Below are 21,958 nucleotides of genomic sequence, written 5' to 3' on the forward strand. Positions count from 1 at the left end.
CAAAAGCCGCTGTAACTTATAGCTACGGCGGCTTTTCTATTTTTTATTTGTACCTACAATTTACCCTTCAGAAAACGGGCCGTATGGTTCTCTTCCAACTTAGCCATATCCTCGGGAGTGCCTTCAAAAAGCAGGTGCCCCCCGTTTATACCACCCTCAGGACCAAGGTCTATGATCCAGTCAGCAGATTTAATAATGTCCATGTTATGCTCAATGATCACAACGGTATTACCGTTCTCAATAAGTGCGCTTATGGATTTTAGTAATTTGCTGATATCGTGGAAGTGCAGGCCTGTACTTGGTTCGTCGAAAATAAAGAGGATGTCTTCCTGGTGTGGCTGTGCTCCCTTGGTCAGGAAAGATGCCAGCTTTACGCGTTGCGCCTCGCCACCCGACAACGTGTTGCTCGATTGCCCCAGTCGGATATATCCTAGCCCTACCTCATTTAAGGGTCGGAGTTTTTCAATGATCTTCGGCTGGTCGGCAAAAAACGCGATGCTATCAGCAATGGTCATGTCCAGTACATCGGAGATGCTCTTCTCTTTATATTTCACATCCAGCACATCCTGCTTAAAGCGTTGCCCGTGGCAGCTCTCGCAAGTCAGGTAGATATCAGCCATGAACTGCATTTCTATCTTTACCTGGCCTTCACCCTGGCATACTTCACAACGCCCGCCTTCTATGTTAAAAGAAAAGTGAGACGGTTTAAAACCGCGTGATTTCCCTAATGGCTGATCCGCGTAAAGTGTACGGATAGCGTCATAAGCCTTTACATAAGTAACCGGGTTAGAGCGGGAGGACTTACCGATCGGGTTTTGATCTACAAATTCCACATGCCTGATCTTGTTGTAATCACCGGCCAGTTTATCAAATTTACCTGTAGCCTCCGATGTAGAGCCATGCAGCTTCTGCATGGCCGGGGCCAGTATTTTCTTGATCAGGGTTGATTTTCCTGATCCACTCACACCTGTCACCACCGTCATCACGTTCAGCGGTATCTTCACGTTCAGGTTTTTCAGGTTATTCTCGCGGGCACCAACCAGTTCTATCGAATTGCGCCACTTACGGCGCTGTGCCGGCACAGGCACCTCCATAGCACCAGACAAGTATTTTGCAGTATAAGTGTCGGCACTTTGAGTCATCTCTTCAAAAGACCCCTGAAACATCAGGTTTCCGCCGCCGGAGCCGGCTTCCGGGCCAATGTCAATCAACTGGTCTGCGGCACGCATCATTTCTTCCTCATGCTCTACCACAATTACCGTGTTGCCTAACTGCTGCAACGTACGCAGCACACCAATCAGCTGCTCCGAATCTTTTGGATGCAGCCCTATACTCGGTTCATCCAGAATATACATAGAGCCCACCAAGGCACTACCTAATGAAGTAGCCAGGTTAATACGCTGACTCTCGCCACCGGATAAAGTGTTGGATAACCGGTTAAGTGTCAGGTAGCCCAAGCCCACACGCTCCAGGTAGCCCAAGCGGTTAGCCACTTCCGTAACCAGGCGTTCTGCCACATTCTGTTCATGTTGCGTTAGCTCGATGTTGCGGAAGAATGGCAGTACCTGCGTGATCGGCATCAGTACCAGGTCGGTTATACTTTTGCCGTTTACTTTTACATAGCTGGCATCTTTGCGCAAACGAGAACCCTTGCAGTCGGGGCAGGCAGTGCGCCCACGGTAACGCGACAAGAGCACACGATACTGTATTTTGTGTGTTTGCTGCTGCACATGCTTAAAGAAGGCGTTCAGGCCATCGAAATATTTGTTGCCTGTCCAGAGCAGTTCCTGCTCTGCCTCTGTCAATTCGTTATAGGGGCGGTGTATTGGAAAGTCAAAACGGATGCCATTCTTGAGCAGCGGCTGCAGCCACTCATTCATTTTATCGGAACGCCAGGGTGCCACAGCCCCCTCATACACGGTCAGGCTTTTGTCTGGGATAACCAGATCAGGATCTATACCAAGAACGCTGCCAAATCCCTCGCAGGTCTGGCAGGCGCCATAGGGGTTGTTAAAGCTGAAAAAGTTAACCGACGGTTCTTCGAACACGATTCCATCCAGTTCAAACTTATCAGAGAAAACACGCTCTTCGTTGTTACCATACAACACGCGGCACTCACCTTGCCCCTCAAAAAAGGCTGTCTGCACCGAGTCGGCAATTCGGAACTGCAGGTCTTCGTCTGATTTATAAATGACCGCCCGGTCAACTAATATAAATATCTCTTTGCCCAGCTTCGGCTTTTTCTGCTCCAGCAGTTCCTCGATAAAGTATACCTGGCCATCCGCATAAATACGGGAGTAGCCTTTTTGCAACAGCAGGTCCAGCTCTTTCGCCAACGTTCTGTCGTGGTGCTGCAACAGCGGCGCCAGGATCATGACGCGTGCTTCATCTTCTAACTTAAAGATAAAATCCACTACGTCCGCCACGCTATCCTTTTGCACCACCTCACCTGAAACAGGCGAGAATGTTTTACCGATGCGGGCATAAAGCAGCTTCAGGTAATCATAAATCTCTGTGCTGGTGCCAACGGTTGAGCGGTTATTTTTTATACTTACCTTCTGCTCAATGGCGATAGCGGGACTGATGCCCCTGATATAATCCACATCAGGTTTATCCATACGCCCCAGAAACTGGCGGGCATAAGAGCTAAGGCTCTCCACATACATGCGCTGCCCTTCAGCATACAGTGTATCAAAGGCCAGCGAAGATTTACCGGAACCGGAAAGCCCGGTAACTACAATGAATTTATTGCGCGGAAGCGCTACGCTCAGGTTTTTCAGGTTGTGTACCCGTGCTCCTTTTATAATGATGTTTTGGCGAGCATCGAGCTCGTCGAGGTTATATTCTGGTGTGTGTGCCATATAAGCTTAAACTGCGGCAGCATAATTTCTACTGCTGCACGAGTTTTTTCTGTCTTTAGATAATTGTGTAAAGTTACAAATACCTGACCTCTTTAAGAAAGTGTTTCAACAATCTGCCTTGCCAGCTTTGGGTTTGAAGGCAGAAATTAAAAATCTTAGCTTACGAAGGTCTGAAGCATCTTTTTGTAACACCTGCTATCCTAAAAAGGTTTAGCTTTTGCTTTTATTAAGCTAGTTACGTTTGCTTAGCTTATACAACTTCAGTTCATATAACTGCGTATGAACCTCATCTAACTCTCTTGCCGTAAGAGTAGCTAGAAACTAATCAAAACTATTTATGGGAAAAGGAGATAAAAAATCCAGAAAAGGTAAGATCACTAAGGGCACTTTTGGCAACCGCCGCCCACGTAAGGCTAACAGCGCCCCAAGCAAACCCAAAGAGCAAAAAGAGGCAACAGCATAAGTTAGTGCCATCTTCTCTAAAAGCGCAGTTCCGGTTTCAGGAGCTGCGCTTTTAGGTTTAAGCATGTTCTACTTCAGGTGTGAGGTCAAGGGCGCGCAGCTTATCTGCTTTAAAAGCTGTAACTCCTACCACTAACAAGGTCATTGCGCCACCAAAAACAACCGCAGGCACTACTCCCATCAGTTTAGCTGTAAACCCAGATTCAAAGGCACCAATTTCATTAGAAGAGCCTACGAAAATACTATTAACAGAGGATACACGCCCTTTCATATACTCCGGGGTGAGCGTATGGATAAGGGTAGAGCGGATAATAACACTGATGCTATCAAACGCACCACTCAACGCCAAGAGCAGCATAGAGAACCAGAAACTGGTAGACAAGCCAAAGAGGATGATACACACGCCAAAACCTGCCACGCACCACAGCATTTTTTTACCCGCGTCGATACTGATCGGATAATAAGCCATGAGTACGGCCATCAGCACAAACCCGACTGCAGGGGCCGCACGCATAAACCCTAAAGCTTCAGGCCCCATGTTTAATATGTCGGATGCGAAAATGGGTAGCAAGGCCACCGCGCCACCAAAAAGCACAGCAAACAGATCCAGAGATATAGCACTAAGTATAACCTGGTTGCCAAAGACAAACTGTATCCCGGAACGCAGGCTATCCTTCATATTCTGAGGATTTGCATTCTCAGGCAAAGCACGTGCGCCAATCATGGAGAAGAAAAGCAGCGAAAGCAGCACCAGAACGGCATCTGTGCAGTAGGCAGCGCTGACACCAAAGAAACCATAGATCAGGCCACCAATGGCAGGTCCGGCCAGAGAGGCTGCCTGCCAGGTAGTAGTGCTCCAGGTAATAGCGTTAGCATACAACTGCTTGGAAGGTACTAGTTGTGGCATAAAAGAGAAAACTGCCGGCCCCATAAATCCGCGGGCAATACCGCTTAAAAATATAACGCCATAAATGGGCAGCGCCCCATAGTTCTGCAGCACCAGGCTAATATCCAGCGTAAAGAACAGCAAGGCCAGTGAACAAAGCAGGAGTACGGCAATTACTACAATAATTATCTTCTTACGTGGCACCATATCTGCTACATACCCGGCATAAAGCGAAACGAAGATAGAGGGAATGGCCTCTGCTAAACCAATTAAACCCAGGGAGAGTGGGTCTTTGGTGATGTCATATATCTGCCAGCCAACAATAACTGCCTGTACCTGCATGGCCAGCGTAATGCACAGCCTGGCTGAAACGTAACGCCTGAACTCTGGTATACGCAGTACAGCGTAAGGGTCTTTTTTACTTTTGTTACTCATTAAACTTTGGCTGTTGCCCGGTTATATGCCAAAATTAACCAATCAGCTACAGGTTTAGCAGCATGTATAGTATTATAAAATTTTTAACGCGTAGCACCACCTAAAATTTAACCATAACTCGCTGCTTCACAGTATTTTCCTTTTTAAAATAAGCATTTATAAAATCTCTACTTGGAATACTGACAAAATTTCTCCCTTAATTATGATCTTTATTCGCAACACAACCTTGTAAAACAAAGTATAAAATTTCACGATTCGTTATCTGCTCAACCAACGATTGCCTCAGCGATTAAGCACCTGTTTTGTTTTAGCTAATTGTAACCAGCATTTTATGCTTCTGTTACCTTAGCCAATGATTTATTAAGTGTTTGTAAAAAATCTGACTTCAACAAACGCAGGTAGCCATAGTTTGTAACTTAGCAAACTGCAGGCCGTTGCAAATAACCTATTATTCACTCAAAAACATTAAGAAATGAAGATATTAGATATTAGAGACTTATTGGAGAACATCGAGAAGAAGGTGAGCCAACAGGAGATCACAACCGATACAGACGTGACAAACCTGATCAACACGGAGATTGCCAAGGCGATTAACCTGAAGTACAAGAAAGAAAATGAAGCCGACAGCAAAATAGAGAGCTCTCTGAAAAATATTTCCTGCACTACACTTGAGTGTTACCTTGAGCATTTAAAATCCGTCGAGCAAAAACTGAGAAAGCCCTGCGATATTTCAGCGCAATGCAACCCAGTGGAAGAACGCGACATTAACAGGCGCATTCTGCTAATCCTGAACCGATTGAAAGGCTACAGTAGAAAATAACACCTTAACGCATTATTAACTTATCCTTCGTAAAGTTTCCTCAGCTCTTTCGAAGGATTTTTTTATGCCCATACTTTCCCTCGCGCCGCACCTGCAAGAATCGCAACCTGCCTGCCCCTACCCATTACCTGCGAACTACGCGCCTCCTTCTCCTTTACAAGCAAGTGACATTTATCATTTTATGAGAGCGGTAATGCTTGTAAACTTGCATAATTAGCCCGTTGCTAGGCTAACATCAAATGGGAAAATGCTTTGCTAAAGCAGCACCATAAATACTAAACATTGCTTTACAGCAGCTTGACAATAATGAAAAAGGATATTGAAGGCGAAGAGGACATCAAATTTCTGGTAGATAAGTTTTACGAGGATGTTAATCAGGATGACCTCCTTTCGCCGGTATTTAATGGTTATGCACACGTAGACTGGTCTCACCATTTGCCTGTTATGTATAATTTCTGGAGTACAGTTTTATTTGGCAGCATGATGTACAAAGGGCAGCCTTTCCCTAAACACATGCACCTGCCCATTGAACGCTCTCATTTTACTCGCTGGGTTAGCTTGTTCACGCATACTATTGATACTTTGTTCGAAGGCCCCAAAGCAGAAGAAGCCAAGCAGAAGGCAGCAAGCATTGCCCATGTTTTCCAGCTCAAGATGGAAATGAACGGGTGTCTGAAGTAACTCCGGCACCACTTTATTTTATACCCTATGCAATAAGCCAGTAGCGGATCAGTCAGCTACTGGCTTATTGCATTACCCGTTTTCTCAGTATTAATCAAGTAGTTATATGTAGGATAAAAACTTTTACACAGACATAAAAACTTTTACACAGACACTGAACTCAGGGTCAAAAAGCCCTATACCAGCCTGCAACTATATGTGGAAAACTAAATTGAAGTAATCTGCCACTCATTTATACTTTGTCAACGTATAAGAAAAAATCAGAACCCACTGAAACGTTCCGGATTAGTTGATTGGTACGTAGGTTCTATACTTTTTTCACAAGAGGATCTGGCGGCTCTTGCACGAACAAAATGTATTACCTATATTTGATTTACACTTCTAAAAAATCTTTGTTCAAAAATTTTAAACGCAACAATATGATATAAAGCTCTACGTTAAACTAATGTAGCTTTAAGATGAATACAACGACCCAGCTGAGTGACTCTGCTTTAGTTTCACTCTATATCGCAGGTGAAGAAAATGCGTTTGAACAGCTAGTAAACAGACACAAGAACAAAGTCTACACTACTATTTTATTAATTGTAAAGGACTCTTATACAGCCGAGGACCTCATGCAGGATGCTTTTATAAAAGCGATTCATACCATGAAGAGCGGCAGGTATAACGAAGAAGGTAAGTTCTCTTCCTGGATATGCCGTATCGCACATAACCTGGCGATCGACTTTTTCCGTAAAGAGAAGAGAAGCCCGATGATCACGCTGGATGACGGCAGCAATGTGTTTAATACAATGGCTTTTTCCGAGGACTCTGCTGAGTCGCTTCAGGTAAAAGAAGACACACATGCCCGTCTGAGGGAGCTTATCCAGACGCTGCCGCAAACGCAGCGGGAAGTTCTTATGATGCGTCATTATGCAGACATGAGCTTCCAGGAGATAGCCGACGCCACTGGTGTGAGCATCAACACAGCCTTAGGCCGTATGCGCTATGCGCTTATAAACCTGAGGAAAAAGATGCTAAAAAGTAATTTCGCTTATGATAAAAACCTCTACTCAGAATGAGCTGATCCAGTATGTTTATGATGAATTGGCAGAAGATGCCTGTGAACAATTGGAAGCGGCATTTATGCACGATGATGAGCTGGCCGAAAGCTGCTCTGAGCTCTTACAAATCCAAAGCCTCTTAACCGGCGCGCTTAAAAGCCCAACTAAGCGCTCTGTTCAAAGCATACTTAGTTATTCAAAAAGCTTAAGTTTGCAGTCCTAACCGACTGCAAACTTTTTTTATGCTTAAGAAAGATCGCTATAAGCTCCTGATTGAGTACTTTACTCAACATTTTCCGGAGCCTGAAACAGAACTGGCCTATTCTAACCCTTACGAGCTCATACTTGCCGTTGTGCTAAGTGCACAATGTACTGATAAGCGCGTGAATATGGTAACACCTGCTCTTTTTGAGGCATATCCTACGCCGGAGCACCTGGCTGTTGCCTCCCCTGAAGAAATTTTCCCTTACATCAAAAGTATCTCATACCCTAACAACAAGGCTAAGCACCTGGCTGGTTTGGGTAAAATGCTGGTGGAACAGTTTAGCTCCGAAGTACCCAGCACAGTAGAAGATCTGGTAAAACTACCGGGTGTGGGCCGCAAAACTGCCAATGTCATAGTTTCGGTCATCTGGAACCAGCCGGCCATGGCTGTAGACACGCATGTGTTCAGGGTAAGTAAACGACTCGGTTTAGTTACAAAAGCAGCTAAAACCCCGTTGGAGGTAGAAAAGCAGCTCGTAGCCAACATTCCGAATGATCTTGTTTCAAAGGCGCACCACTGGCTTATACTTCATGGCCGCTACATCTGCGTTGCCCGAAAGCCGAAGTGCGAAGAATGTCCTTTAACCCATTTCTGCGCCTTTTTCCAGAAGAACTTCCCTAATATTCCTGATGACCCTGAGAATAAGCTTAGTGGAGTGTAAGAGATTTAAAGTATGAAGCACCAAAGCCTGCTGTAACTATAGTTGCGGCAGGCTTTATATTTACTGCAGAGGGACAGAAATTATATACCATCACTTTCTGCTGATATCACAACCCCTGGATTGGGTACTAATTTCATTTAACTATAGCAGGCTTCATTATAGAAGCATATATTTTAATTTAACTATATTGCTTACGTGTACCTTATACATTACCTTAAAACAAACCAACCTTACCACATGCACCCAGCCTTAAACCAGAACTCATACTTTGTAAAAGAACACACAGGCGTATTCAAGGCCTCCAACCACTACGACATTTACGATCCGGAAACACAGGAGATCGCTTTGTATTGCCGTGAAGAAAATCTGGGCATAATTTCCCGTTTGCTTCGCTTTACAGATTACAAGCGCATGACGCCGTTCACTATTGAGATAAGAACAGCCAGCAACAGCGAAAAGGTATTAACTGTACGTAGAGGAGTAGCTTTTTTCAGATCTACAGTAGAGATCCTGGACGCAAATGACGAGGTAGTAGGTCGCTTTAAGCAAAAGGTATTATCGATTGGTGGCAAGTTTAATATTGTTGACCCAAATGACAACTACCTATTCTCACTACAGGGCAAGTGGACCAGTTGGGACTTTAAGTTTGTAAAGGAGAACACGGAGTTTGCGCGTGTAAATAAAAAGTGGGCTGGCATTGGCAAAGAGCTTTTCACATCTGCCGATAATTACATGCTTACCATGACTGACCAAGTGCCACAAAACAACAACATCCGCCTGCTTATACTTGGGGCCGTTATGTGCATTGATATGGTTTTAAAAGAGTAGTCTAAAAGTATATGCATAAAAGAAAAGGGGGGCCATTAAGCCCCCCTTTTGCATTCTCTTATCTTTAGCTTCTGTGCTGTAGTTCTCCTTTTTGTTCCTTACGCTGCTCCCGCTTCTTCTCATGTCTGGCATGCATTTCTGCTTTATCAGCTTCGTATTGTGCATACTGCTTTTTATTCAATATATCCTTTAGCTCGGCCTCATAGCGTGCTCGGTTAGCTTGTCTTTCGCTCCGCATGTTCTCATGGTTTCTTACTTCTCCACGGTTAGCCTGCATCATGGCTTGCTTCTCCTGAGCGTGCTTCAGGTTAAGGGCCAGTAGCTTTTTCTGCTGCGACTTATTCAGGTCAAGCTTTTTAGTTAACATCTCGGTACGTTTGGCAGCCATTTCTTCTGGCGATCTTTTTTGCTTCTGCTTCCGTTCAGTGCGATGCTTTCTCTCTTTTTGTGGTGTAGTCTGAGCATAAGTAGTACCAGCCATCAAAACACCCAACGATAATATTGCAATGATCTTTTTCATCTTCTTTTGTCTAAAAGGTTAATTGGTAAAGAGCGCTGAGCAGTAGGCCCAGGAACATCTGCTCTTTTGAGCAACCATTCCAAATGCTGTGCCAGAAATAGAAGAAAGAATACTTAGCTTTATTTTTTTGATCTTGCTGCAGTTTGCAGGATAGCATCTACCTGTTTAGCCATTAACTTCCTGTCAAATAACTCCCGTGAGATAGCAGCCCCGTTCTCCCCTGCACTTTCCAACGCAGCAGGTTCACTAAGCGCTTGTCTGATAGCTTGAGCGAGTTTGAGTGGATCTTCAGCGGGCGCATACCACCCTACCCTATGTTCCTCTACAAAACTTTTTGTCCAGCCTGGGTTTGTTACAAGAACGGGGGTACCACAAGCCAGGCTGTCGTAGAACTTAGAAGGTGAGTTAGAAGCCAGCACCGGTAGATCATTAAATGTTACCAGGGATAAATCAGCAAGCTTGAAAAGGGTAAAAACCTGATGCCTTGGCTGGGGGGGCAGCAGCAGTAAATTAGGCACTCGCTTTGCAAGTTCTTCTAACTGCGGCTTATAATACCCATTTCCGGCAAGCACAAAATGTATAGTTTTATCCGATGCCATGAGTTGTATTGTCTGCATCAGGGCAGGAATGGCGTTGGCTCTTCCATAGGTGCCACCATAAAGTACGAGCTGCTTGCCGGTAAGCCCATACTTCTGCCGCAATTCTTCCACCTCCCGCTGCTGCACAGCATCAACAAGATCTAAATCAGTACCATTAAGTATAGTAGAAACCTTATCCTTTGCAATGCCCAGTTCATATACATAACCGGACATATCAGGAGACAAGGTTATTACCTGGCTGGCAGCTTTATACAGTTTTTCCTCGATGCGGTAAAGCAGGCGCTGCAGCTGAGTGTTTCTTACAGCACCCATTTCTATCGGGAACCGTGGCCACAGGTCCTGCACCTCAAATACCCAGGGAACATTGCGCAGTGTTGCTACCTGCGCTGCGGCCCAGGGAGTAGTAAGAGGAGTAGACACTGCCCAAATCACATCTGGTTTAGGTATTGTCAATCCTTTGGCTAAAGCATAGGCCCCGTAGTGGCTAAAGGACTTCATCCGCTGCACTACCCCCATTTTATTGGCATAAGGGGAAGCACACTCATAAAGCGTCACTCCTTCCGGCACCCAAGGGTATTGACTTGTTATCCTGGTTCGGCGCCATCCGTCACTTGTAATCAAGGTTACCTGATGCCGTTTTGCCAGTTCCTGAATAAAAGTATAGTGCCTGCAAGTAGCCGGGCAGTCAGGATTATGGTGGTGCTGGTTAAAAACGGCTATGTGCATCCGGAGCGAGTATCTTTCAGCGCTGATTATTTGCGCCTCTCGGGCTTATACTTCGATTCATTAAATATTTTCTGAGCATCTGTATCAGCCATTAATGCAGGCAGTGTGACCTCAGGGTTGCGCTCCATGTATGCTCGTACGATTTGCCAGCCTACCCAGGCACCTAAACGTCCGGGAGCTTTTTCATCGATTTCTGGGGTTGAAGGCCTTTCTCCTAAATATTTGTTGATCAGGAAAGGATTCTTTTCATACAAGAGGCTCTTCTCAATAAAATGTGCCCAGATCCGGCCTTCGTTATGCTGCACATCCGCTAGATCCTGTCCTGAGTATCCAATGATAAGGGAATCTGCTGTACAGGGCATAACCTGGTCTACAAAATAGTAAGCCTTCCCCATATTTATCATTTCAGAAAGCAGGGTTCTGTTGGTGAAATTTGCTTTATTAAACTGATTAGAAAGCAGAAGCATGGCTGCAGGAACCATCATCTCACGTTCATATCGTTTCAATATGTAATCGTAAGCCTGTGGCCTGTATGTTGCATTCTTCCCGATAAAGTAATCCAGACCAAAAACAAGCAAGGAATCTGATACAAACAGGTCGTTCCCGATGGTGCCAAGGCCGGTAACAAAGGTTTTAACCTGTGGCACATTAAATTGGGGGTAGTAGTATTTAATGTATTTGAAAGCGGTTTGCAGTTGTTCCCTCTCCTGCTCCATATCTTCAAAACGCTTTTCTGCTTCCTGCACCAAAGTATCTAAAGACTGATTGGTTGCCAACTCCAGCAATGGATTGATAAGTAGCGAATCTGAGGGATATTGATCCCGCTGCAGGTATTTGTCTGCAAATAGAGGATGCTTTTGCAGGAACAATGCCATCTCCGCTTTGCTGTCTGCGGCATAAAATGGTTTTTCTAAGCGCTCTATAGTTACATCAACCGGGACACTGGCTACTTCATCAGGTATTTTGCACCCTTCTTCCTTACAACCGAAGGAGAATAGCAGCACCACAAGTATTAAGAATCTGTAATACATTATTCTAGTATATTTGTACAAAAATAGAGGGTTCTTACGTATTAGAGTAACACTATTCCTTCAAATTAATTATACACATGAAGAAACTTGCCATTTTATTGCTTTTTTTATTGTCTGGTTATGCCTCTATGGCCCAAATTGAAATTGGGTTAATGTTGTCGCCAACTATTTCAAGTAACCGTTTTATAGCCGAAGATAAGTATAACTTTGAGAAAGAAAGCAGCAAACTACGCTTAGGAGTAGGTGTAGTTGCCGATTATTTTTTCGCTAAAAATTATGCCTTTAGCACCGGGCTTATGTACCGCAGCAAAGGAAGCGAAATTACTTACAGTTATACCCGCGATGAAAATGGATCATCGGTTACAACCAATGGTAAAGACGACATCACCTTACAGTACATTGAGCTACCCCTCTCCCTGAAGCTTTTCACAAACGAAGTTGCGCCAGGTACTTTGGTTTATTTCCAGGTTGGAGGCTCTTTAAACACGAAAGTAGCAGCTAACGTGAACGACAAAAAAGTGATTGACGGCGAGAAGGCGATCAAACGTTTTAACATTTTTGAAGCGGATGCCATACTTGGTGGCGGTGCAGAGATGCAGATGGGTGAAAGCACGAAGTTGTTTGCCGGCCTTACTTACCACAGGGGCTTGTCCGATATTGATGATTACTATAGTGAGTTGCTTGGCGACAAGAACATATCTTTAAAAAACAGCGGCTTTTCTATAGATGTGGGTGTGAAGTTCTAACCATTCAGGATCAGTCATAAACAAAGAAGCCGCTCCGATTTGCATCAGAGCGGCTTCTTTGCTTTCAGTATATACTTACTCTTCTTCTTTATCAAGTACTTCGAGCTCTTCCGCAAAAGTAGCGCGTAGTTCTATCTCATCTCCTCGCGTATCCATCACCTTAAAGTCAGTGATGCCCAGCGATGTGTCTTTAACTAGTTTTACCCACTTAAAGTACTTAAAGAACCATTTTACCTGTTTCGAAATGATGCCTTTCGTGTAGTAGGCGTGTACAAACGGGTGCAGGTAAATTATCAGGCCTTTATGATTGTGGCTTGTCAGCAGGTCGTTCACCGCTGCTTCAATTTCGTCAGTAACCAGTATACTGGCTGTAATTTTACCGGTGCCGTTGCAAGTAGGACAAACTTCTCCGGTTATAATATTTTGTTCTGGCCTTACACGCTGACGCGTTATTTGCATCAGGCCAAATTTTGAGATTGGAAGAACGGTAGATTTTGAACGATCTCTTTTCAGTTCCTCTTTTACAACCTCATACACTTTCTGGCGGTTTTCCGGCGACTTCATATCTATGAAGTCTATCACTATGATACCACCTATATCCCGAAGGCGTAATTGACGTGCCACCTCTTTGGCAGCCATCATGTTCACATTAAGCGCTGTCGCCTCCTGATCGGTTTCGGTATTAGATTTGTTCCCACTATTCACATCTACAACATGCAGCGCTTCGGTGTGCTCTATTACCAGGTATCCGCCTCCTGGTATGGTCACTGTTTTTCCGAAAGCAGCTTTCAGCTGTTTCTCGATGTGGAAGTGTTCGTAGGTTTTGGTTTTGCCGGTATATTGCTTCAGGATCTTTAGTTTATCCGGTGCAATACTTCCGATGTATGTTTTGATCTCATCATAGAGTTGACTATCGTCAACGACTATGTTATCAAAACTTTCGTTAAGCAAATCCCTCAAAATGGAAGAAGAACGATTTAGCTCACCTATGACTTTGTCACATGGCTTAGCAGTCTTCAACGTCTTAAACCCTTCTTCCCAGTTAGCGAGCATGTTGCGCAGGTCTCTGTCGAGTTCTGCCACTTCACGCCCTTCGGCCACCGTCCTGATTATCACGCCAAAGTTTTCCGGTTTGATCGAAGTGATCAAGCGTTTGAGGCGTGTGCGTTCTTCTTTGCTAACGATCTTCTTGGATACGCTCACCGTGTTTGAGAACGGTACGAGCACCAGGAAACGACCTGCTAAAGATATCTCGCAGGATAAACGTGGCCCTTTTGTAGAAATAGGTTCTTTTACAATCTGGACTAATAGCTGCTGTCCTTTTTTAAGTACATCAGCTATTTTGCCTAGCTTGTCTATCTCGGGCTCAAATTTTAACTGGTTAAGTTTAGGCGTTGCGTTCTTCTGAGTCTGTGCTACTTTCAGGTACTTATTTAATGTTTTGATGTTGGCGCCCAGATCATGATAATGCAAAAAAGCATCCTTCTGGTAGCCAATATCAATAAAAGCAGCATTTAGGCCTGGCATTACTTTTTTTACAGTTCCCAGAAAAATATCACCTACGATGTAATTTGTGTCTTTACGTTCGAAGTGGTACTCAACTAGTCTTTTATCCTGTAATAGCGCAATGCGTTCTCCATCCTGAGTAGAATTGATAATTAGTTCGTTACTCAATTTCTCTCAAAGATTAGTTGGATGTATAGACCAAAGCCCACTATTGCAAAGCAATGTGGGCCTCAATTAACGCAGAAGAAATTACTTCTTCTTATGTCTGTTCTTTCTCAGGCGCTTCTTTCTCTTGTGTGTAGCGATCTTATGTCTTTTTCTTTTCTTTCCGCAAGGCATAGTCTTGAAAATTTATGTTTTGAATAATTTCTTTTCGTTTAATTTAATTTAGCCAGGTACTCATCAACAGATGCAGCAAGCGCAGGATCGTTACTCATGCTCTTTACTTTGTTAAACAAAGCTTTAGCTTCTTCCTTTTCGCCTGTTTCAGCCAGTGATACGGCCAGGTAAAATGTTCCCTCCACATGCTTTGGGTTCACCTCTATCAGGTGGCGGAAACGCTCGGCAGCCTTATCGTACTGGTTTGACTGAATAGAGAGAATACCTAAGTTGAACAGCGCCTTCTCGTTATCCGGATCCGTCGCGATCACCTCACGAAGCAGCATTATTCCCTGCATAGGGTTTGTGCTGGCAATGTAGGTCATGGCTACGTTTGTTTTAGCATCCAGTTCCGAAGGATTATTCTTTAGCACCTGCTCATACATCTCACGGGCTTTACCTCCTAATTCGTTGGCACGCTCCTGAGTGGCGGCAAATGTAAATGCTTCGTAGTAAGCATCACCGGCTTTCTTATAGCTCTTTTCACCCCCACGGGCTTTTGCGGCTATTTCAAAATAGTAGCCGGCGCTGTCATACTTAGCAGCAGCCGAATAAGCTTCTCCTAACTCTGATGCCAGGCGGTTGCGCGCCTGTACGTCCGTTGCTTTGTTAAACTTAGCTCGGGCAGTAGCTAACTCCATCAACTGTTCTGGCGTTGCAGACATGTGTGCCGCTGTTTCGCCTCCTGCCGCTGCTTCATGGTCATGGCCATCATCTTCTGAATGTCCTTCTGAGGCAGCAGACGTTGTCTCCCCTTTAGCTAAATTGTCTTTATCATCTTCATTTACAACTACTTTAGGCAGAAAGAACATGGCGGCCGCCAATGCGATGGCTGCAATAACGATCAGTATTTGGGACCGGGACATTCTTTCTGCTTAAGTAATTATAAATAAGTCAAACAAATGAGTTTTGCAAAGATACAAAAAATTAAGCAGTAGCTAACTCTTTGATTTTTTTGCTGTTTTTGATCTTCTGGATGAAAGTCTTAGATGGCTTGAAGCTCGGTATAAAGTGCTCATCAATAATGATGGACGTATTCTTAGAGATGTTACGAGCCACTTTCTTCGCGCGCTTCTTATTCACAAAGCTACCAAAACCTCTCACGTAGATGTTGTTACCATCAGCCATAGAGTCTTTAACTACTTTGAAAAAAGCCTCAATTGTAGCCTGGACATCCGCCTTATCAATCCCTGTTTTATCAGCAATCTCTGATATTACTTCTGCTTTAGTCACTTTCTTAGATTTTTATAAATTTGATAATCAGTTAACTTTTCAATGTTTATAATCAGGAACTTAAGTTCATTCGCTGATTTTCGGGGCACAAAGGTAATTTTACTTTTCGATAAGTAAAAGCATTACCTGTAAATTATTACAGGCTGATACTTACGATTTTACCCCTGCAAACTCAATTTATACAATACCCATGCCACGTATCCGCCTGCATAACGCAGCCCTTCTGATAATATTTCAGTCATCAGCCAGCATGGCAGCACTCTCAACAAATGATTACTTTTGTCCGTTCATTTAAATCATTTCTTAAGTCAATTTTGTTCTACTATGACCTGCCCATCACCTCAGTACTTTTCCCAAATTCTTAAGCAGTGGTATGAGCAGCATAAGCGCGCATTGCCCTGGCGCGACACCACCAACCCTTATTACATATGGCTCTCAGAAGTAATCCTGCAGCAAACGAGGGTGGCGCAGGGCATGCCCTACTATTTAAAGTTTGTGGAAGCTTACCCTACTGTGCAGGACCTTGCAGCGGCTCCACAAGATGATGTGCTACGCCTGTGGCAGGGGCTTGGCTACTACTCCAGGGCCCGCAACATGCACCACACAGCCCAGCTGGTTGTAGAAAATTTTGGAGGCCGTTTCCCGGATAAGTATGAGGAACTGCTCAAATTAAAAGGAGTAGGCAGCTACACCGCAGCAGCCATAGCTTCTTTCGCATTTAAGGAGCAGGTGGCAGTGCTGGATGGCAACGTCTTCAGGGTGCTTTCACGTGTTTTTGGCATAGCAGACGATATTGCCGTGCCTGCTTCGCGCAAGGTTTTTCAGAAACTAGCCGATGAACTGGTACCGCCAAATGCGCCTGATACATACAACCAGGCGATTATGGAGTTTGGAGCTATACAGTGTACCCCGGTCATGCCAGACTGCCTGTTCTGCCCATTGCAGCAGGACTGCTTTGCTTTTAACAAAGGCATGGTTCAGGAGTTGCCCGTAAAATCTAAGGCTAAGGCGGCACGGCACCGGTTCTTCCACTATATTGTACTGGAGTTTGATGGCCACTATTACCTGCGTAAACGCCTGGAAGGAGATATCTGGCAGGGGCTGTATGATTTTTATTTGTACGAAAGCGAAAGCAAGGATATTGACAGGGCTGCAATGTTTCAGGAACTGGCAAAAGCAGGCATCGATATCAAAGACTCTCAACTCCGTGAGCCGCACAAAGTGTATAAGCATATCCTGAGCCATCAAAAAATTATGGCGCAATTCTATCATTTCAAACTTAAATCCCGTTTAAAGGAAGAGGTCGTAAAAGAAACAAGATTAGCACTTTACAACACCGAAAAAATAGAGGCTTTGCCTAAGCCCGTTTTGATCAGTAGCTATTTGAAAGATGCTAAGATTTTAGTACATTTATAAACAGAACTAATTTAGCTGTAAGTTTGTAGTTCAGTAAGCCATATTTGCCTCCGGCTAGGTTGCCGGAGTAGCCCAATTAATTAACTATTTAGACAAAAAAGACATGGCAAGTGTAAACAAAGTAATCCTGATCGGAAACCTGGGCAAAGACCCTGAAGTGCGTCATTTAGAAGGCGGAGTAGCCGTAGCACGTTTTCCTATCGCAACCTCTGAAACTTTCAAAGATAAGGCCGGCCAAAAGCAGGAAAGAACCGAATGGCATAATGTTGTGCTGTGGAGGGGTCTTGCCGAAGTTGCGGAAAAGTACCTTCGCAAAGGTCAGTCTGTTTTTATTGAAGGTAAGATCAGAACAAATAACTACCAGGACAAAGACGGCATTCAGCGATATAGCACTGAAATAGTAGCTGACACCATGACTATGCTGGGTGGCCGAAGTGAAAATGGTAACGGCGGTGGCAATTACCAGGAAGCACCTGCCAATTCCAGCAGCGGTAGTTTTAGTGGCGGAGGGGCACCTGCCCCTCAGAACGACGAGCCAGACGACCTGCCGTTCTAACCCTATGTTGAACGAAACTGTTTAATTTTGGAAAGTTTAGATTCCGGAGACCCCCTGAGTTTTAGTTTATTTCAATTAATACAAAACTCCTTTACCGAGCTCAGGATAGAATATATAGCAGCAATTTTTGCCGCTTTCACCTTACTGCTGCTTTCTGCTCTCACATCGGGAGCAGAAGCAGCTTTCTTTTCTCTCTCAGAGCAAGAATTAGAGAGGTGCAAAAACAGCCGGCTCCCTGCCGAGCGGAAAGCCTACAACCTGCTGCAACACCCACGTAAGCTTTTAAACACGTTACTGGTTTTCAATAACGGCATTAATGTGAGCATTATCACCTTGTTCGCCTATATTGCCTGGCAACTGTTTGGTACCATGAACCTGTCGGCTTTGCCCATGTTCATATGCGTACTTTTTGCTACTGTGTTTATTGTTTTTTTTGGAGAGGTTTTACCTAAAGTATATGTCCAGACAAAGCAATTGAATGTGGTACGTGCTACAGCCCCTGCCATACATTCCCTGCAAGTCATAGCCTTACCTTTAACATGGATCATGGCCAGGATAAGCGGGTATATTGATAAGAACTACATGATCCGTGGCTATAACCACACCATCGAAGAGCTGCACCATAGCCTGGATGTGGCCCTTACAAATGAAGACACTTCGCCGGAAGAGCGTAAGATACTACGCGGCGTAGTGAACTTCGGCTCCATCACGGTAAAACAGATCATGCGCCCACGGATTGATGTTGTTGCATTTAACACGAAAGAGACGCTCCCGCAACTACTCCCACAAATATTGCAATGGGGATATTCCAGGGTTCCTGTTTATACAGAAAGTACGGACAAAATAGAAGGTATACTTTACATTAAAGACCTGCTGCCCCACCTGCACGAAGGCGAAAATTTTAACTGGCTGCAATTAGTCCGCCCTCCGTTCTTTGTGCCTGAAACAAAACGTATTGCTGCTCTTTTCCAGGATTTTAAAGAAAAGCATGTACACATGGCCATCGTTGTTAACGAGTATGGCGTTACCTCCGGCTTGCTTACACTTGAAGACATTGTGGAGGAAATTGTGGGTGAGATCAACGATGAATTTGACGAAGATGATGACATTATCTATTCGCAGTTAGATGAAAATACCTATATCTTTGATGGAAAGACATCGTTGCACGATTTCTGCAAAATTGCTGAAATTCCGTTCGATGCTTTTAATGAGGTAAAGGGAGAGAACGAAACAGTAGCAGGTCTGATGCTGGCACTTTTCTCACGCATCCCGCGTGTTGGCGAAGATGTTTCGTACGGCCGCTTTCATTTCACGATAGAGTCAGCAGACCCGAAGCGTGTTAAACGCGTTAAAATCAATGTCAGAAACAAAAAAGAACACTACTATAAAGTTGGCTAAACTAAAGGCATTCGTGTGGTTTGGATTAGCAGCAGCTATGGTAGCTTGTGGTGCTGAATACACGCCTAAACCCAAAGGATTTAACCGTATTGACCTGCCCTTGCAAACCTATCAGACTTTGCAGGAGGAGCACCCTTATACGTTTGAGTACTCAGAACACGCCAAAATCAGGCCTGACTCCTCTATGATTGCGCAGCCACACTGGATCAACATCATATACCCAAGCCTGGGGGCTAATGTGCAGCTGACATACAAGGACATCAACAATAACCAGAAAATGCTGAATGACCTGATGGAGGATGCACGCAAGCTCACATCGAAGCACCAGGTAAAGGCTTACTCCATAGAAGAAACTGAGGTAAAGATCCCAACCGGGGACGTTGCTTCTGTTTTTGAGCTGGAAGGAGAGGTTCCTAGTCAATTTCAGTTCTATGTTACCGACTCAACTCAGCATTTCCTGAGAGGCGCTTTATACTTTAGAACAGCCACGCAGAACGACTCCCTGGCACCAGTCATTGATTTTGTAAAGAAGGATATCATCCACATGCTGAACACGCTGAAGTGGAAGGAGAACAAGTAGTTGTTGTCCGCAATTAGCATTGCCAATTCGTGGATGTCCTGCAAACCCGAGGATCAAAACTATAATCTGTTCTTTCAGTATGAAACTTCAACCTGTCTAAAAATTTAATTGAAGCTACAAGAGCCCGGGCAGCGTTTACACCTGTCGGGGCTTTTGCTTATTTTTGTCACCTATACTTGCCATACCTATTATACTAAGCAAGCGTGAGTAACTTCTTCAATACTAAAATAGAATTCCTGAAGGGCGTTGGGCCGATGCGGGCGGAGCTGCTGCAGAAAGAACTGCAGATCTTCACCTACGGCGACCTCATCCAACATTACCCCTTCCGTTACCTGGACCGCACCCAGTTCTATAAGGTTTCGGAGCTGGACGAAAGTATGCCATACGTGCAGGTGCGTGGACGCATACGTAGCAAGGAAGTGATCGGGGAAGGACGTAAGCAGCGCCTGGCAGCAACCTTAGTTGATGAAAACGGCGATCAGCTGGAGCTGGTGTGGTTTAAGGGGGTGAAATGGATGCAAAAATCGTTGAAGAATCATACTGATTATATTGTTTTCGGTAAACCAACAGAGTTCAACGGCAGGTTTAACATGGCGCACCCGGAGCTGGAGGAGTTAGCTGAAGAGAAACAAACCACTGCTTTTCTGCAGCCAGTTTACCACACAACCGAAAAGCTAAAGGCCCACCGCATCGACAGCAAAGTGATCAGTAAGATGATGGAGCACCTACTGAAGGTAGCGCTCCCCAACGTACAGGAATCTCTGTCGCCGGAGCTGATCGATCATTACCGCCTGACGGATAAACGCAGTGCCTATGCTAACATACATTTCCCGGAAACAGTTGAAAAGTATAATGCAGCCAAGTTCAGGCTAAAATTTGAAGAACTTTTTTACATACAGCTACGCCTGTTCCGACAAAAAGTAGTTCGTAAAGCTGATTTAAAGGGGCAGGTATTTAACCAGGTGCCCACATTAACAGAGTTCTACAAAAACCACATGACCTTTGACCTTACCAATGCACAGAAGCGCGTTGTGAAGGAAATTTATGGCGACCTGACAGCCGGGAAACAAATGAACCGCCTGTTACAAGGTGATGTGGGCTCAGGTAAAACTATAGTTGCCTTTATCACTATGCTGATTGCCGCAGACAACGGCGCGCAGTCTGTGTTGATGGCGCCAACCGAAATTCTGGCCGACCAGCACTACGTAGGGCTAAAAGCCTTTGCCGATCGCCTAGGAATAAATTTGGGCAAGCTAACAGGCTCTACAAAAGCCAAAGACCGCAGAGTACTGCATGAGCAGCTCCGATCCGGTGAAATGAAGATGATTGTTGGCACACATGCTTTGCTCGAGGACGTGGTGCAGTTCCAAAATCTGGGTCTGTGCATTGTAGATGAGCAGCACCGCTTCGGTGTAGAGCAACGCTCTAAGCTATGGCGTAAGAACCCGCGCATCATTCCGCATGTTCTCGTCATGACAGCTACTCCGATTCCCCGCACGCTGGCCATGACTCTCTACGGCGACCTGGATGTGTCTGTGATAGATGAGTTGCCGGCAGGCCGTAAAGAGATCGTTACTGTGCATCGCTTTGATTCTCATCGCCTGCGGGTATTCCAGTTCATCCGTGATCAGGTAAAGCTGGGCAGGCAGGTTTACATTGTTTACCCGCTCATTGAGGAGTCTGAGCAGATGGAGAACTACAAGGACCTGATGGACGGCTACGAGAGTGTGAAACGTGCTTTCCCGGAGTATAAGGTAAGTATGGTTCACGGCAAGATGAAGCCGCAGGACAAAGACTATGAGATGCAACGTTTCGTAAAGAACGAGACACAGATCATGGTTGCTACTACTGTAATTGAGGTAGGCGTAAATGTTCCGAATGCCTCTGTAATGATCATTGAAAGTGCAGAGCGCTTCGGTTTGTCGCAGTTGCACCAGTTGCGTGGCCGCGTGGGTCGGGGAGCAGAGCAAAGCTACTGTATACTAATGACAGGCTATAAGCTGAGCAAAGACAGTAAGACAAGACTGGAAACAATGGTACGCACAAACAATGGCTTTGAAATAGCTGACATTGACCTGAAGCTTCGTGGCCCCGGCGACTTAATGGGAACACAGCAGAGTGGCGTATTGGATTTGCTGATCTCTGACCTGGCTAAGGATGCCCCCATACTTCAGGAGGCTCGGGCTGCCGCACAACGATTGCTCAATACCGATCCGCAGTTGGAGCAACCGCAGAATGCCAACCTCCGTCGCCATATCCAATCCCTTAGTGTTAACACGGTAAACTGGAGCAGGATCAGCTAAACTAATAATCCCGGGAATTATACT

Annotated in this window: 21 protein-coding genes; 12 read left to right on the forward strand and 9 right to left on the reverse strand. The window is 44.9% G+C overall.

The window, feature by feature from the left end; all coding sequences use genetic code 11:
• Positions 1-53 precede the first annotated feature (53 nt).
• The 3 genes from uvrA to ACSX1A_RS14960 form a co-directional block, all read right to left on the reverse strand.
• Positions 54-2,861, reverse strand: a complete 2,808-nt coding sequence (gene uvrA, locus ACSX1A_RS14950) for an excinuclease ABC subunit UvrA (RefSeq protein ID WP_439880443.1) — start codon at positions 2,859-2,861, stop codon at positions 54-56.
• 321 nt (positions 2,862-3,182) lie between these two features.
• Entirely contained in the window at positions 3,183-3,389 is a 207-nt protein-coding gene (locus tag ACSX1A_RS14955; RefSeq protein ID WP_439880444.1) for a hypothetical protein, read from the reverse strand.
• Entirely contained in the window at positions 3,382-4,644 is a 1,263-nt protein-coding gene (locus tag ACSX1A_RS14960) for an MFS transporter (protein ID WP_439880445.1), read from the reverse strand. The genes ACSX1A_RS14955 and ACSX1A_RS14960 overlap by 8 nt, the downstream gene beginning before the upstream one ends.
• A 472-nt stretch (positions 4,645-5,116) precedes the next feature.
• On the opposite strand from ACSX1A_RS14960, the gene ACSX1A_RS14965 reads away from it, so the two are divergent.
• The 6 genes from ACSX1A_RS14965 to ACSX1A_RS14990 all read left to right on the forward strand — a co-directional run bounded on the left by ACSX1A_RS14965 (position 5,117) and on the right by ACSX1A_RS14990 (position 8,942).
• Positions 5,117-5,464 carry a hypothetical protein gene (locus ACSX1A_RS14965; RefSeq protein WP_439880446.1) on the forward strand — a complete coding sequence of 116 codons (348 nt, stop codon included), beginning with the start codon at positions 5,117-5,119 and terminating at the stop codon, positions 5,462-5,464.
• Positions 5,465-5,770: 306 nt separating this feature from the next.
• Positions 5,771-6,145, forward strand: coding sequence for a group III truncated hemoglobin (locus tag ACSX1A_RS14970; RefSeq protein ID WP_439880447.1), 375 nt, complete (start codon positions 5,771-5,773; stop codon positions 6,143-6,145).
• Positions 6,146-6,603: 458 nt separating this feature from the next.
• Positions 6,604-7,206 carry an RNA polymerase sigma factor gene (locus tag ACSX1A_RS14975; RefSeq protein ID WP_439880448.1) on the forward strand — a complete coding sequence of 201 codons (603 nt, stop codon included), beginning with the start codon at positions 6,604-6,606 and terminating at the stop codon, positions 7,204-7,206.
• Positions 7,181-7,411 (forward strand): hypothetical protein, encoded by a 231-nt coding sequence (locus tag ACSX1A_RS14980; RefSeq protein WP_439880449.1) that lies wholly within the window; start codon positions 7,181-7,183, stop codon positions 7,409-7,411. Before ACSX1A_RS14975 ends, ACSX1A_RS14980 begins: the two co-directional genes overlap by 26 nt.
• A gap of 19 nt (positions 7,412-7,430) precedes the next feature.
• Positions 7,431-8,114: an endonuclease III gene (nth, locus tag ACSX1A_RS14985; RefSeq protein WP_439880450.1), complete on the forward strand. Its 684-nt coding sequence runs from the start codon at positions 7,431-7,433 to the stop codon at positions 8,112-8,114.
• A 237-nt stretch (positions 8,115-8,351) separates the two neighbouring features.
• Positions 8,352-8,942 carry a phospholipid scramblase-related protein gene (locus ACSX1A_RS14990; RefSeq protein WP_439880451.1) on the forward strand — a complete coding sequence of 197 codons (591 nt, stop codon included), beginning with the start codon at positions 8,352-8,354 and terminating at the stop codon, positions 8,940-8,942.
• Between the two features lie 64 nt (positions 8,943-9,006).
• On the opposite strand, the gene ACSX1A_RS14995 is transcribed toward ACSX1A_RS14990, so the two are convergent.
• The 3 genes from ACSX1A_RS14995 to gldB all read right to left on the reverse strand — a co-directional run bounded on the left by ACSX1A_RS14995 (position 9,007) and on the right by gldB (position 11,818).
• On the reverse strand, positions 9,007-9,462 hold the full coding sequence (locus tag ACSX1A_RS14995; protein ID WP_439880452.1) for a hypothetical protein: 456 nt from the start codon (positions 9,460-9,462) through the stop codon (positions 9,007-9,009).
• A gap of 119 nt (positions 9,463-9,581) precedes the next feature.
• On the reverse strand, positions 9,582-10,787 hold the full coding sequence (locus tag ACSX1A_RS15000; protein ID WP_439880453.1) for a glycosyltransferase family 4 protein: 1,206 nt from the start codon (positions 10,785-10,787) through the stop codon (positions 9,582-9,584).
• 26 nt (positions 10,788-10,813) lie between these two features.
• Complete coding sequence (gene gldB / locus ACSX1A_RS15005) at positions 10,814-11,818, reverse strand: gliding motility lipoprotein GldB (protein WP_439880454.1); 1,005 nt, start codon at positions 11,816-11,818, stop codon at positions 10,814-10,816.
• Between the two features lie 77 nt (positions 11,819-11,895).
• Here gldB and ACSX1A_RS15010 point away from each other — a divergent pair, with 77 nt between their 5' ends.
• Entirely contained in the window at positions 11,896-12,564 is a 669-nt protein-coding gene (locus ACSX1A_RS15010; protein ID WP_439880455.1) for a porin family protein, read from the forward strand.
• A gap of 75 nt (positions 12,565-12,639) precedes the next feature.
• On the opposite strand, the gene ACSX1A_RS15015 is transcribed toward ACSX1A_RS15010, so the two are convergent.
• The 3 genes from ACSX1A_RS15015 to ACSX1A_RS15025 form a co-directional block, all read right to left on the reverse strand.
• A complete protein-coding gene (locus ACSX1A_RS15015; protein ID WP_439880456.1) occupies positions 12,640-14,238 on the reverse strand; it encodes an Rne/Rng family ribonuclease in 1,599 nt (532 codons plus the stop codon).
• A gap of 209 nt (positions 14,239-14,447) precedes the next feature.
• On the reverse strand, positions 14,448-15,314 hold the full coding sequence (locus ACSX1A_RS15020; protein ID WP_439880457.1) for a tetratricopeptide repeat protein: 867 nt from the start codon (positions 15,312-15,314) through the stop codon (positions 14,448-14,450).
• A gap of 61 nt (positions 15,315-15,375) precedes the next feature.
• A complete protein-coding gene (locus tag ACSX1A_RS15025) occupies positions 15,376-15,681 on the reverse strand; it encodes an HU family DNA-binding protein (RefSeq protein ID WP_187068752.1) in 306 nt (101 codons plus the stop codon).
• A gap of 324 nt (positions 15,682-16,005) precedes the next feature.
• On the opposite strand from ACSX1A_RS15025, the gene mutY reads away from it, so the two are divergent.
• The 5 genes from mutY to recG all read left to right on the forward strand — a co-directional run bounded on the left by mutY (position 16,006) and on the right by recG (position 21,934).
• Positions 16,006-17,097 (forward strand): A/G-specific adenine glycosylase, encoded by a 1,092-nt coding sequence (gene mutY, locus ACSX1A_RS15030; RefSeq protein WP_439880458.1) that lies wholly within the window; start codon positions 16,006-16,008, stop codon positions 17,095-17,097.
• Between the two features lie 103 nt (positions 17,098-17,200).
• On the forward strand, positions 17,201-17,653 hold the full coding sequence (locus ACSX1A_RS15035; RefSeq protein WP_439880459.1) for a single-stranded DNA-binding protein: 453 nt from the start codon (positions 17,201-17,203) through the stop codon (positions 17,651-17,653).
• 27 nt (positions 17,654-17,680) lie between these two features.
• A complete protein-coding gene (gldE, locus tag ACSX1A_RS15040; RefSeq protein WP_439880460.1) occupies positions 17,681-19,051 on the forward strand; it encodes a gliding motility-associated protein GldE in 1,371 nt (456 codons plus the stop codon).
• Positions 19,011-19,631, forward strand: a complete 621-nt coding sequence (gene gldD, locus ACSX1A_RS15045) for a gliding motility lipoprotein GldD (protein ID WP_439880461.1) — start codon at positions 19,011-19,013, stop codon at positions 19,629-19,631. Before gldE ends, gldD begins: the two co-directional genes overlap by 41 nt.
• A gap of 203 nt (positions 19,632-19,834) precedes the next feature.
• Entirely contained in the window at positions 19,835-21,934 is a 2,100-nt protein-coding gene (recG, locus tag ACSX1A_RS15050; RefSeq protein ID WP_439880462.1) for an ATP-dependent DNA helicase RecG, read from the forward strand.
• Positions 21,935-21,958 lie beyond the last annotated feature (24 nt).

It is taken from the genome of Pontibacter sp. MBLB2868 (genome assembly GCF_051904785.1).
In the GTDB taxonomy this organism is placed as follows: domain Bacteria; phylum Bacteroidota; class Bacteroidia; order Cytophagales; family Hymenobacteraceae; genus Pontibacter.